14 protein-coding genes are annotated in these 12,354 nt (G+C 67.2%); 8 read left to right on the plus strand and 6 right to left on the minus strand.

Annotation, left to right across the window (positions count from 1 at the left end; all coding sequences use genetic code 11):
* The first annotated feature begins 154 nt into the window (after positions 1 to 154).
* The 6 genes from ACFPOB_RS04395 to ACFPOB_RS04420 all read left to right on the plus strand — a co-directional run bounded on the left by ACFPOB_RS04395 (position 155) and on the right by ACFPOB_RS04420 (position 5,416).
* A complete protein-coding gene (locus tag ACFPOB_RS04395; protein ID WP_137879867.1) occupies positions 155 to 409 on the plus strand; it encodes an accessory factor UbiK family protein in 255 nt (84 codons plus the stop codon).
* 356 nt (positions 410 to 765) lie between these two features.
* A complete protein-coding gene (locus ACFPOB_RS04400; RefSeq protein WP_377796207.1) occupies positions 766 to 1,272 on the plus strand; it encodes a type III secretion system chaperone family protein in 507 nt (168 codons plus the stop codon).
* Between the two features lie 83 nt (positions 1,273 to 1,355).
* Positions 1,356 to 2,171: a pyrroline-5-carboxylate reductase gene (proC, locus tag ACFPOB_RS04405; protein ID WP_377796209.1), complete on the plus strand. Its 816-nt coding sequence runs from the start codon at positions 1,356 to 1,358 to the stop codon at positions 2,169 to 2,171.
* Positions 2,172 to 2,240: 69 nt separating this feature from the next.
* On the plus strand, positions 2,241 to 2,969 hold the full coding sequence (locus tag ACFPOB_RS04410) for a TetR/AcrR family transcriptional regulator (protein WP_377796211.1): 729 nt from the start codon (positions 2,241 to 2,243) through the stop codon (positions 2,967 to 2,969).
* Positions 2,970 to 3,092: 123 nt separating this feature from the next.
* Entirely contained in the window at positions 3,093 to 5,060 is a 1,968-nt protein-coding gene (locus ACFPOB_RS04415; protein WP_377796213.1) for a methyl-accepting chemotaxis protein, read from the plus strand.
* A complete protein-coding gene (locus ACFPOB_RS04420) occupies positions 5,057 to 5,416 on the plus strand; it encodes a tRNA-binding protein (protein ID WP_377796215.1) in 360 nt (119 codons plus the stop codon). Before ACFPOB_RS04415 ends, ACFPOB_RS04420 begins: the two co-directional genes overlap by 4 nt.
* Positions 5,417 to 5,425: 9 nt before the next feature.
* Here the strand turns inward: ACFPOB_RS04420 and ACFPOB_RS04425 are convergent, their stop codons facing one another.
* Together ACFPOB_RS04425 and ACFPOB_RS04430 are read right to left on the minus strand one after the other, a co-directional pair.
* The gene (locus tag ACFPOB_RS04425) at positions 5,426 to 6,337 is read right to left on the minus strand and encodes a pyridoxamine 5'-phosphate oxidase family protein (protein WP_377796217.1); all 912 of its coding nucleotides are present in this window, start codon (positions 6,335 to 6,337) and stop codon (positions 5,426 to 5,428) included.
* A 4-nt stretch (positions 6,338 to 6,341) separates the two neighbouring features.
* A complete protein-coding gene (locus tag ACFPOB_RS04430) occupies positions 6,342 to 6,965 on the minus strand; it encodes a glutathione S-transferase family protein (protein ID WP_377796219.1) in 624 nt (207 codons plus the stop codon).
* A gap of 97 nt (positions 6,966 to 7,062) precedes the next feature.
* On the opposite strand from ACFPOB_RS04430, the gene ACFPOB_RS04435 reads away from it, so the two are divergent.
* On the plus strand, positions 7,063 to 7,965 hold the full coding sequence (locus ACFPOB_RS04435; protein WP_377796221.1) for a LysR family transcriptional regulator: 903 nt from the start codon (positions 7,063 to 7,065) through the stop codon (positions 7,963 to 7,965).
* Between the two features lie 9 nt (positions 7,966 to 7,974).
* On the opposite strand, the gene gcvA is transcribed toward ACFPOB_RS04435, so the two are convergent.
* The gene (gcvA, locus tag ACFPOB_RS04440; RefSeq protein ID WP_377796223.1) at positions 7,975 to 8,898 is read right to left on the minus strand and encodes a transcriptional regulator GcvA; all 924 of its coding nucleotides are present in this window, start codon (positions 8,896 to 8,898) and stop codon (positions 7,975 to 7,977) included.
* A gap of 104 nt (positions 8,899 to 9,002) precedes the next feature.
* On the opposite strand from gcvA, the gene ACFPOB_RS04445 reads away from it, so the two are divergent.
* Positions 9,003 to 9,227: a DUF1127 domain-containing protein gene (locus tag ACFPOB_RS04445; RefSeq protein WP_377796225.1), complete on the plus strand. Its 225-nt coding sequence runs from the start codon at positions 9,003 to 9,005 to the stop codon at positions 9,225 to 9,227.
* 184 nt (positions 9,228 to 9,411) lie between these two features.
* On the opposite strand, the gene ACFPOB_RS04450 is transcribed toward ACFPOB_RS04445, so the two are convergent.
* The 3 genes from ACFPOB_RS04450 to ACFPOB_RS04460 form a co-directional block, all read right to left on the minus strand.
* A complete protein-coding gene (locus ACFPOB_RS04450) occupies positions 9,412 to 10,812 on the minus strand; it encodes an ATP-binding protein (RefSeq protein ID WP_377796227.1) in 1,401 nt (466 codons plus the stop codon).
* 53 nt (positions 10,813 to 10,865) lie between these two features.
* On the minus strand, positions 10,866 to 11,591 hold the full coding sequence (locus tag ACFPOB_RS04455; RefSeq protein WP_377796229.1) for a response regulator: 726 nt from the start codon (positions 11,589 to 11,591) through the stop codon (positions 10,866 to 10,868).
* A 153-nt stretch (positions 11,592 to 11,744) separates the two neighbouring features.
* Positions 11,745 to 12,251: a MarR family winged helix-turn-helix transcriptional regulator gene (locus tag ACFPOB_RS04460; protein ID WP_377796230.1), complete on the minus strand. Its 507-nt coding sequence runs from the start codon at positions 12,249 to 12,251 to the stop codon at positions 11,745 to 11,747.
* Between the last annotated feature and the right edge of the window lie 103 nt (positions 12,252 to 12,354).

The following is a 12,354-nucleotide window of genomic DNA, read 5'->3' on the forward strand; positions in this document are numbered from 1 at the left end:
CTGCGGCGCTCGTTGTAAGCGCAACCATCCCCGAGGTCCAGATAGGGCGGGATGAGCGCCGGACCGGGCCGCCTGCGCCGCGGCGATTGCGCTCCCGGCGCTCCTTCGCCATATCTCCCGGGAGGGCGCATGGAGCGCCTGCCGGAGAGCTCCGATGGTCAGCACGTCCAACCGTATCCTCGACGACATCGCCCGGCTGGCGACCGACGCCGCCGGCGCGGCGCAGGGCGTGCGCCGCGAGGTCGAGACCGTGGTCAAAACCCAGATCGAGCGGCTGCTGCGCGATCTCGACGTGGTGACCCGGGAGGAGTTCGAGGCGGTGCGCGAGATGGCGCTGCTGGCGCGCGAGGAGAACGACAAGCTCGCGGCCCGGCTGGCAGCGCTCGAGGCCAAGCCTGAATCCAAATAAGCCCGGGTCCAAATAGCGGCCGGCGGCACGCCGGCATGTTCGCGTTGTGGACAGTCGCGGTGAGGGATTGAGGCCGGCGTCGAATCCGCAGAGCTTGCATCGCGTACCGGGTGCCGAGGAACTCGATCAGGACCGCACAGGTTCTGTTAGGGCTCCAGACTCGCCTGAGCTATCGTCGATGAAGAGAGGTGATTCGTCGGCAGGCTCTACTTGCGAGCCGGCTGATGAAGCGAAGATCGCGCCAGTGATCTTCTGGTCGGGTTGCGTGCCTTACGCTTTTCCAGTCGCCGCGTTCCCGTTCTTGAACAGGCCGCGCCTGCCGTCAGGGCTAGGATGCCGGCTGTTGGACCTTGGGCATGATGGATCTTGATCTGGACACCGAAACCGAACGCCCCTCTAACCCCCTCGATCTCGTCGAGCGCCTCGCCTCGCTGAACGACTGGAGCTTCGATCGCGACAGCGACGACGAGCTCTCGGTCTCCGTCACCGGCGGCTGGGCTGACTACCATGTCGCGATCACCTGGCTCGGGGAAGTCGAGTCGCTGCACATCGCCTGTGCCTTCGACCTTCGGGTGCCGGACCGGCGCCGCAACGAGGTGATGACCCTCGTCAGCCTGGTCAACGAGCAGCTCTGGCTCGGGCATTTCGACCTGTGGAGCCGCGAGAATGTGGTGATGTATCGCCATGCGCTCCTGCTTTCGGGCGGGGCCGAGCCGACCGAGGAGCAGGCTGCGGGCCTGATCAAGGCGGCGATCGACGCCTGCGAGCGCTACTACCAGGCCTTCCAGTTCGTGGTCTGGGCCGGCAAGAACGCCCGCGAGGCGCTTGAGGGCGCGCTGCTGGAGACGGTCGGAGAGGCGTGAGGTTCGGCCGGGTCCGGGCTTGACCCGGGCCTTGCTTGGCGGTTCAGGTCCGTGCGCAACCGTGCATCGACTGGAGAGACGCCATGGCCAGCCCGCTTCCTGAGACCCTCACCCTCGTCGGTGCCGGCAAGATGGGCGGCGCCATGCTCGAGGGCTGGCTGCGCATCGGGGTGAAGGCTGCGGGGATCACGCTGATCGACCCGCATGTCTCCGACGAGATGCAGGCGCTCGCAGCCGCCCATGGCATGAGCGTCAACCCGGCCGCATTGAAGCCTGCCGAGGTGGTCGTGCTGGCGACCAAGCCGCAGATGCTCGATACCGCAGCTCCCTCGGTGCAGGCGCTGATCGGCCCGAATACTCTGCTGATCTCGATCCTCGCCGGCAAGACGCTCGGCGACCTCTCGGCCCGCCTGCCCAATGCCGGCGCGACCGTACGCGCTATGCCGAATCTGCCGGCCTCGGTCCAGCGCGGCGTCACGGCTGCCGCCGCGGGCAAGGGCGTCAGCGAGGCGCAGCGGCAACTGGCCGACGCGCTGCTCGCCGGCGTCGGCAAGGTCGAATGGCTCGGCGACGAGGGGCTGATCGACGCCGTCACCGCAGTCTCCGGCTCGGGGCCGGCCTATGTCTTCCACATGGTCGAATGCCTGGCGGCTGCCGGCGTCGCCGCTGGCCTGCCGGCCGAGATCGCCGAGCGGCTGGCGCGTGCCACGATCGAGGGCGCCGGCGAGATGCTGTTCCAGTCGCCACTACCGCCAGCGACCTTGCGCCAGAACGTGACCTCGCCGGGCGGTACCACCGCTGCTGCGCTCGACGTGCTGATGGCGGATAATGGCCTCGCGCCGCTGATGCGACGCGCGGTCGCTGCCGCCAAACGCCGCGCCGAAGAGCTTTCCGGCTGAAGCGGCCTTTCAACCGCCCCGGTTGCGCCCTAGCTTCTCTCCCATCTGCTCGCGACAGGAGAGACGCCAATGGCGCGCAAACCCGTTTCCCCCGAGGTCGAGAAGCCCGCCGCGAAGCCCGATCCGCGGCGCGCCGTGGTCGATGCGCTGTTCCGTTTGGCGGCGACGCAGGGCTGGGACGAGATCGAGCTGCCGGCGATCGCCCGCGAGGCCGGGATCAGCCTCGCCGAGCTGCGCAATCTTTTCCCGTCCAAGCTCGCGATCCTCGGTAGTCTCGGCCGCATCCTCGACGATGCCGTGCTGGCTGGCAGCTCCGACGATCTCATGGACGAATCCTACAAGGAGCGCGTCTTCGATCTGGTGATGCGCCGGCTCGACGCGCTCGCGCCCTATAAGGCGGGCTTGAAGGCGTTGATGCCGCATCTGCGGCGCCAGCCGCTGGCGCTCGCCGCGCTCGGGCGCAATTCCGTGAACTCCTGGCGCTATCTGCTCGCCTCGGCCGGTATCCCGACCGAGGACGATCTCGGCTCGGTGCGTGTCCGTGGCGCGGCGCTGCTGATGGCGCGCGTGCTCGACACCTGGCTGGAAGACGACGAGCCGGAGCTGTCGCGCACCATGGCCAAGCTCGACCGCGAGTTGAAGACCGCAGGCCAGATCATGGCCCGTGTCGAGGATGTCCACCGGCTGACGGCGCCGCTGCGCGGCCTTGCGCGCTCGCTGTGCTCGGGCGTCAAGCGTACACCGAGGCGCGAGCGCATGCGTGGCGAGGACGGCGACGACTATGCGCCGGCAATCTGATTGCAATCAGGGGTTGCCGTTCAGCAACTGCTGATTGTGGCAAAAGAGTGACATCGTTAAGCGGGCATTAGCCGTTCCGCGCGAATGTGAAGAACCACGTTCGCGAGGGGCGACAGGTCTGTGTTGAAGAAGCTTACTGCGCTGTCGATCGGCCGCTCATTCGGGCTGATCGCGATTCTGGCCGCCATCGTCGCCGTCGCGAGCGTTGCCGTCACGCTGAGCCAGGCCCGTATCGACATGCTCGACCTGAAGCGGGCCGAGGTGAAGAACGCGGTCGAAGCTGCCGCCTCCACCGTGAACGCCTATGTGGCGAAGGTCGAGAAGGGCGAGCTGAAGGATGCCGACGCCCAGAAACTCGCGATCGACGCCGTGACAAATGCTCGCTTCGACGACGGCAACTACTTTTTCGTCATCCGCTATGACGGCTTCAACATCGCCCATGCGAACGCGAAGCTGATCGGCACCGACATGTCGCCGCTGAAGGACTCGACCGGCAAGTTCTTCGTCAAGGAATTGACCGACACGGCCCGGACCAAGGGCGCCGGTTTCGTCGACTACCTCTGGGTGAAACCGGGCGACAAGGATCCCTCGCTGAAGGTGTCCTATGTGGTCGGCGTGCCGAAATGGCAGTGGGCGATCGGCACCGGCATGCATGTCCATGCCGTCGATGCCTCGTTCTACGGCTTGATCAACGACGTCGCGATCGTCCTGGTGCCGCTGGCGCTGCTGCTGCTCGGGCTTGTCATCTTCCTGAGCCGCCGCGCCTCCGGAATGCTGCGCACCGTCTCCGGCAATATGAGCGCGCTCGCCGCCGGCGACCTCAAGGCGCCGATCGCCTATCAGGAGCGCCAGGACGAGGTCGGCAGCATGGCGCGCGCGCTCGTGGTGTTCCGCGACGCGGCGCTGATGAAGCAGCAGGTCGAGGCCGAGAAGGCGCAGGCCGAGGCCGATGCCGGCGAGCAGCGCCGGGCCGCCGACACGCAGCGCAACCTCAACGAGGCGCAGCGCAGCGAAGAGGCCAAGAAGCAGGCCATCGTCGTCGATGCGCTCGGCGCCGGCCTGGAGCGCCTGACCGAGGGCGACCTGACCTACCGGATCGAGGCCGCCTTCAGCGCCGAATACGTCAAGCTCAAGAACGACTTCAACGCCGCGATGGCGCATCTCGAAGAGACGATGCGGCAGATCGCGACCAATACCGAGAGCATGAAGGCCGGCGCCGGTGAGATCAGCCAGGCCGCCGACGACCTTGCCAGCCGGACCGAGCAGCAGGCTTCCTCGGTCGAGGAGACCGCGACCGCGCTCGATCAATTGACCGCGACGGTCCGCCAGACCGCCGAGGGCGCGCGCCAGGCCAGCCTCGCCACCACCCAGGTCAAGGGCGAGGCCGAGCAGTCCGGCCAGATCGTCCGCGAGGCCGTCGCCGCTATGAGCGGCATCGAGAAATCCTCCGAGGAGATCTCGCAGATCGTCGGCGTGATCGACGAGATCGCCTTCCAGACGAACCTCTTGGCGCTCAACGCCTCGGTCGAGGCGGCGCGCGCCGGCGATGCCGGCAAGGGCTTTGCGGTCGTCGCCTCCGAGGTCCGGGCGCTCGCTCAGCGCTCGGCGGATGCGGCCAAGGAGATCAAGGGCCTGATCACCGCCTCCTCGGTCGAGGTCGGGAAGGGCGTGGCGCTGGTCGGCCAGACTGGAACGGCGCTGGAGCGGATGTCCGGCGAGATCACCCGCGCCACCTCGCTGGTCGCCGAGATCGCCTCGGCTGCCCAGGAACAGGCGACTGGGCTGCAGGAAGTCAACACCGCCGTCAACGAGATGGACCAGGCGACGCAGCAGAACGCCGCCATGGCCGAGCAGTCGACCGCTGCCTCGCAGGCCCTGGCCCAGGAAGCCGACAGGCTCGCCGCGCTTGTCGGGCGCTTCCGACTCGGTGGCGACGTGGTTGCGTTGAAGGCGATGGCGAGCAAGATGGCGCAGGCAGCGGCGCCTGCGCCGCGTCCGGCGCGCGCCATGGCGGCCGCGCCTGTCCAGAGCCATGGCAGCGCCGCGCGCAAGGTCGCCAATGGCGGTGATCGCGGCTGGGAGGAATTTTGAGCGAGCCTCAGCAGATCGCCGAGCAGATCGGCTTCGACGATTTTCTCAAGGTCGACATCCGCGTCGGCACCATCGTCAAAGCCGCTCCCTTTCCCGAAGCGCGCAAGCCGGCAATCAAGCTGGTGATCGATTTCGGCGGGACGATCGGCCGCAAGAAATCCTCGGCGCAGATCACGAAGCACTACCGGCCCGAGGAACTCCCAGGCCGGCAGGTGCTGGCGGTGGTGAATTTCCCGCCACGCCAGATCGGCAAGTTCATGTCGGAGGTTCTGACCCTCGGCGTGCCGGATGGCGATGGCGAGGTCGTGCTGATCGGCCCCTCGCTCGAGGTGCCCGCGGGCGGGCGTCTCTACTGAGATCGGGAGTCAGGCGGCTTGATCCCGCCGCCAACTTCCTGTTGCCAGTGTGGTCGGCGCCGGTTCCGGCTCGCTCCAGCGCAAGGGCAGAACCGCCTTGCGCCGCCAGGCCCGCGTCACCTCCACCTTCAGCAGGCGCTTGGCGCCCTTAATGTCAGCCAGCTCCGGGCCGGTCCAGACGACCTCCGCCACGCCCTGCAGTTGCAGTACGTCACCCTTGGCGAAGTCGATGAAGAGCAGGGACGTGGCCGGCTCGCGCAGCAGATTGCCGAAGGTGTTGAAATAGCTGTTGCCGGCGAAGTCCGGCACGCTCAGCCGGTTGCCTGCGATCCGGACGAAGCCTGGCCTGCCGCCGCGATGCGACATATCAAGGCCGCTCTTCGAGCCGCTGGCGATGAAGAGCGTGTCCGCTTCCGCGATCAGCGCGCCGGCTGCCGCATCGAGGCTGCCCAGTTCTTCGGCGGCAGTCGTGGCGACCGGCACGGTCTCGTGCTGCCTGACCTGGATGTACTTGGCGCAGTTGCCGAAGCTCTGATCCACCGCGACCGTCAGCCCGTTTCCGTCGCGCTCGCTGATGACGCCATTGGCGCGGTTGCGGCGCCGGGTGCGCAGATCGAGGCCGAGGAGGCCGATCGAAGCGCCCATGCTCAGCGTGGCATCGGCCGGATCGCCCGAAGCGGGCAGGGCGGCGATCGCGAGTTCGTTCGGCGTCGGGCTGGTGACGAAGCCTTCGGGACCCGCGAGAATTGTTGCGATCGGCCAGCCGTTTTCATCGCGCCCGGCCGCGAAGAGATAAGGCAGCAGCGCGAAGAAATCGCGATGCTGGTCCGGCATGAAGTCGCGAATGCCGGCGCCGCGCGAGCTCTCGCCGGCCAGCGCCTGCGCCTCCAGCTCTCCGGGATGGAAGGGCGAGGCGTCCATGGCCTCAGCCCTTCACGGGGATGGGCGAGGGTGGGATCGGCTTGAAGAAGGGCAGGGCCTCTACCCGTGCCAGCCAGGCCCGCACCGCGGGATAGGGATCGAGCGGAATGCCGCCTTCCGGTGCGTGCGCGACATAGGAATAGCAGGCGAGGTCGGCGAGCGTCGGATGCTCGGTCGCAAGGAAGCTGCGGCCGGCGAGATGCTCTTCCATGAAGGGAAGCAGCCGAGCCGCGACTCGCTCGGCCCTCACCGGATCGTCCTCGTATTTGAACTGCGCGATCATCCGGGCGATCGCCGGGCCGTGCATGACCTCGCCGGCGGCGATCGAGAGCCAGCGCTGCACCTGTGCGGCAACGATCGGGTCGTGCGGCAGCCAATCGCTGTCCGGGGCGTAACGTCTGGCGAGATAGACCAGGATGGCATTGCTGTCGGCCAAAGTGAGGTCGCCATCCTGCAGCACAGGAATCTGCCCGAGCGGGTTGAGCTTGCGGAAGGCCTCGCTGCGACGGACTTCAGCGGGAGCCGGCACGAAATCGAAATCGAGTCCGAGCGCACGCAGAAGCAGTTCAACCCGATGGGTATGGCCCGACAGGGCGGTGCCATGGAGCGTGATCTTGGCTTGAGTCATCAGGGCCTCGCGACTGTGCGGGAGGACTCTGATTGTTTCAGATGTGCTGCGAAAGCTGGTAGGCTGGCAAATCAGAATTCCTATTGACGGAATGATCATGGACCGGCTCGACGAGCTCGCCATCTTCGTCGCGATCATCGATACCGGCAGCCTCGCCGGCGCGGCGCGCCAGCTCAGGCGTTCGCGCCCGGCGGTGACGCGGGCGCTGGCCGCGCTGGAGGAGCGCGCCGGCGTCAGGTTGATCGCCCGCACCACGCGGCAATTGATGGCAACCGAGGCGGGACGGGAGCTCGCAGCCTCGGCCCGCAATATCCTCGCGGAATACGATGCGTCGCTCTCCGGCGTGACGGCGGCGCCGATGCGCGGTCTGATCAGGATCACCGCGCCGACTGCCTTCGGCCGGCGCCATGTCACGCCTGTGGTCGCCGAGTTCCTCGATCTGCATCCGGAGATCCAGATCGAGCTGGTGCTGGCCGACCGCAATCTCGATCTGATCGAGGAGGGCCTGCATCTGGCCGTCCGGATCGGCCCGCTGCCAAGCTCGCGGCTGGTGGCGCGCAAGGTTGGAGAGGTCAGGCGCGTGCTGGTCGCGGCGCCGGCCTATCTTGAGCGCCGCGGCACGCCGCAGCGCCCGGTCGACCTCTCCGGGCATGATACCATTGTCAGCATCGCCGCCGGCCAGAGCATGGTCTGGCGCTTCGCCGGCGATGCGCGCAGCGCGACCGTTCAGGTGGCGCCGCGCCTGATCGTCAACGAGATCGAATCGGTGCTGATCGCGGCGCGCTCCGGCCGCGGCTTGGCGCGTGCCCTGTCCTATCAGGTCGCGCCCGATATCGAGGCGGGCACGCTGATGCGGGTCATGCGGGACTGGGAGCCGCCGGCCTCGCCGGTCCAGCTCGTCGTGCCGAGCGGCCAGCATCTCCAGCCGAAGGTGCGGGCGTTCCTCGACCATGCCGCCGCCCGGCTGCAGCAACTGCCGGTGATCCGGCCGGAACGCTGAAGCGGAAGCTCAGCGCAGCTCGGCATGCCTGGCGGCCTCTTCGTGAATCCAGCGGCGGAAGGCGGCGATCGCCGGTCGCTCCGCCACCGCTTCGGGGCAGACGACATAGTATTGATAGGCGCCGGGCAGTTGCTGCGCGAAGGGGCGCACCAGGCGTCCGGCTTCGAGATAATCGCCGATCAGGGCGCTGGTTGCGAGCGCGATGCCCTGGCCGGAAGAAGCAGCCTGCAGGGCGAGGAAGGTGTGGGAGAAGCGCGGGCCGTGCGAGGCATCGATATCGTCGATGCCCGCATAGGCGAGCCATTGCGGCCAGGTCACATATTTCGGGATGCCTTCGGCAAGCTCGTGCAGCAAGGTGTGGTGGCGCAGATCCGATGGTTCGCGCAGCGGCCGCTCGGGATCGTCGAGCAGCGCTGCATTGCAGACGGGGAAGAAAGTCTCCGTCATTAGCAGCTCGGAATGCAGCCCGGTATAGGCGCCTTCGCCATAGCGAATTGCGATGTCGACATCCTCGCGGGTAAAGTCGGTCAGGTGCATCGACACCGAGATGCGCACCTCCAGCTCGGGGTGGCGCTGCTTGAGCACGCCGAGGCGCGGGATCAGCCAGCTTAGCGCGAAGCTCGGCATGGTGCTGACCGTCAGGATATTGGCCATGTCCGGCCGCAGCGCCCGGGCGGTGGCCTCGTCGAGCTGGTCGAGCACCTGCGAGATCGACGCGGCATAGCGCTGGCCGAGCGGAGTGAGCGCGATGCCCTTGCTCGGCAGGCGGGTGAAGAGTGGGCGCTGCAGCCAGGCTTCGAGGGTCTTGACCTGTTGGCCGACGGCGCTGGCGGTGACGGCGAGCTCGTCACCCGCCCGTTCATAGTTGAGGTGCCGCGAAGCGGCCTCGAAGGCGCGCAGCGAGGTCAGGGGCGGCAGGTGCCGGCGGGACATTGCGTGGCCAAGTTCTGCTTGGGCTGAGGCAAAGAAGTTCTCATTTGCTTCCGGGCTCTGCAAGCCCCAATTTTCAGGCCTAAGCTCAGTCACAGGAGGCCGATATGCCGGCCGGGACCACCACAGGAAATCTTTCGTTCTCCGCCTCGCGGCACGCAACGCACGGACTCGCCGGGCTGTTCCTGCGTTTCGAGGATTGGCTGACGGCGCGCGCCAGCGCCCGGGCTCTCTATCGCATGGATGATGCGGCGCTGTCGGACATCGCGCTCTCCCGCAGCGATGTCGAGCGGGTGAACAGCTCGGCCCGCAAGGCCCTTTGGAGCCACTGAACCACTGCCCGTCATCCTAGGCACGCCGGAGGCGTGAGCCCGGAACCCATGACCATGGTGCTGCCGGAAGGGCGCGGCGATGGCTGCGTCCTTGTCATAGCGGCCGGTGTTCATGGGTTCCGGGCTCTTTGCTGCGCAACGCCCCGGAACGACGGAATGGTACCGCGCCCGCCGTGCGGCCGGCTCAAACCGGCAGTCTGACCGTCGCGCGCAAGCCGCCGAGCGGCGACTCGCCGAGGATGATGTCGCCGCCATGCGAGCGGGCGATGTTGCGGGCTATGGCGAGGCCCAAGCCTGTGCCACCGCCGTCCACATTGCGGGCTTCGTCGATCCGGAAGAACGGCTTGAACACGTCCTCGCGCAGCTCCGGCGGGATGCCGGGCCCGTCATCGTCGACCATGACGATGAGATAGCGCGCATCATGGGTGGCGCGGATGGCGATGCGGTCGCCGAAGCGTGCTGCATTCGAGACCAGATTGGTGAGCAGGCGCCGGATCGCATCGGGCCGGACCACGACCAGCGGATCGCCGATGACGGTGAGTTCAGTCTGGTGGTCCTGGCGCTCGGCATCGGCCTTGAGGGTCTCAAGCAGGGCGCGGATGTCGGTCTCGACCGGGGCCTCGCCGGCATCTCCGCGGGCGAAGGCGAGATAGTCCTCGAGCATCCGGCTCATCTCGTCGACGTCTTTCTCGAGCGCTTCGAGATCGGGCGAGCGTTCGAGCAGGGCCAGGGAGAGCTTGAAGCGGGTCAGGATGGTGCGCAGATCGTGGCTGACGCCATTCAGCATCATGGTGCGCTCGCCGATCGAACGCTCGACGCGCCGTTTCATTTCGATGAAGGCGTTGCCGGCGCGGCGGACCTCGCGGGCGCCGCGCGGACGGAACTCGGCGTCGCGCCCTTTGCCGAAGGCCTCGGCGGCGTCGGCGAGGCGCAGGATAGGCCGGATCTGGTTGCGCAGGAACAGCACGGCGATGGTGAGCAGGATCAGCGAAGTACCCATCATCCAGAGCAGGAAGATGTGGCTGTTCGAGGCATAGGCCTGGCTGCGGCGGGTCAGCACCCGCATCACGTCCTTGCCGAGCTTGATCCTGATCTCGATCAGGCTGGAGCGGCCGACCGTGTCGAGCCAGAAGGGCCGTTTGACCTGCTGCGCCAACTCGGTCGAGAGCGCGCTGTCGAGCAGCGAGAAGAAGGGGCGGGGGCCAGGGGCCGGCAGGTCGGTATCGGGCAGGATCTCGACATCCATGCCGAGCCGCTCCTCGGCGATACGGCCGAGGATGGTCGCATCATTGTCCTGCGGATAGCTCTCATAGACGTCGATGAGGGTCGAGATCTCCGAGGCAACTGCAGACGACAGGCGCTGCGTCACCGTCTGCCAGTGCCGCTCCATGAAGACATAGGCAACGACTGACTGGAGCAGCACGACCGGCGCGATGACGATGACGAGGGCCCGCGGGTAGAGCCCCTTGGGCATGATCCGCGCGATCGGTCGCAGCGACCGGTCCGGCAGGCGGCGCAACGGCCTCAGCCCGCCCGACAGCATCGAAGCGCCTTTGTTCCAGGCTGTGCGGAGCCCTGTCAGCATCCTCGCCGCGAGCGGGACGAGGCGACGCCTGAGCGAAGCGTCAACCATGTCGGTCAGGCCCGGTCGACGACGAGGCGGTAGCCGATGCCGCGGACGGTCTGGAGGTAGAGCGGATCGGCAGGATCACGTTCGATCTTGCGGCGCAGCCGGTTGATCTGGACATCGATGGTGCGGTCATTGGCGGCGGAGCCCTGAGCGACGAGCAGCTCGCGCGGGACATGCTCGCCGGCGCGTTCGGCCAATGTGGTCAGGATCTCGCGCTCGCGCTCGGTCAGGCGGATCGACTCCTCGCCCTGGCGCAGTTCGCCGCGGGCGAGGCCGTAGATGAAGGGGCCGAAGCGGACATAGTCCGGCCGCATCGGCGCAGACGGCGCCTCGGGCTGGGCGTTGCGCTTGAGGACATTGCCGAGGCGCAGGATCAGCTCGCGCGGCTCGAAGGGCTTGGAGAGATAGTCGTCGACGCCGATCTCCAGGCCGTTGATGCGGTCGTTCGAATCGGCGCGGGCAGTCAGCATCAGGATCGGCACCTGCGAGCTCTTGCGCAGGCGGCGGGCGAAATCGAAGCCGTTCTCCCCGGGCATCATCACGTCCAGCACCATGGCGTCGAAGACGAGATGGCCGAGGCGAGTATCGGCATCGGCGGCGCTGGCGGCGGTGGTGACGCGGTAGCCATGGTCGCCGAGGAAGCGGGCCAGCAGGTCACGCAGGCGGCGGTCGTCATCGACCACCAGAATATGCGGGGCCTCGTCAGGCACTGCTTTGCGCGCATTCGCCGCCATCTGGGCTCCTTTCCCGTCCTCGGCGCCGGCTGAGCGCACCCGTGTCGTTTCCAGGAGGATAGCACAGGCCGCCTGGGTCCTGGCCTGAGCTTCGCCAGGTCTCGGATAACATTGTCTAACGTTCTGCAACGACTTCGGCTGGATGCAGTGTCCTCAGCGCGGCCCGGCGAGCAGATACTGCACCTTCTTGCGCTCGGATGGATCGATCAAGCCGGCGAGGTAACGTGCGACGATCTCGCCCGCCTCGGGACCAACCTGGGCGAGCGCGCCGTTGATGCGCCTGGCCTGCAGCTGCGCCAGCCTGACCGCGAGTTCGCAACCCGCGGTGGTTGCGTAGAGATTGCGCTGGCGCTTGTCCTGCGTGCCCGTGCGCGACTCGACGAAACCGGTCTCGACCAGTTCCTTCAGCACCCGGTTCAGGCTCTGCTTGGTGATCTGCAGGATGTCGAGCAATTCGGCGATGGTCAGCCCCGGCTGGCGCTGGACGAAATGGAGCACGCGGTGATGAGCCCGGCCGAAGCCGTAATCGGCGAGGATGCGGTCGGGATCGCCGACGAAGTCGCGATAGGCGAAGAAGAACAGCTCGATCAGCTCGTAAGGCACGGCGTCGCGCGGCTCCTCGGGGGCGGCAGGCGCCGGATGCAATGCGGGTGTGCTCACCGTCACGCTCATTTTTTATGTCAGCCTTGTTGACATATCTCAGACGTAAGATTACCGGTCAAGCACGCGGGACGACCGATTATGTCGCGGGCGCCAAGTCCGG

The sequence above is a fragment of the Allobosea eneae genome (assembly GCF_042657265.1).
GTDB classification, from domain to species: domain Bacteria; phylum Pseudomonadota; class Alphaproteobacteria; order Rhizobiales; family Beijerinckiaceae; genus Allobosea; species Allobosea eneae.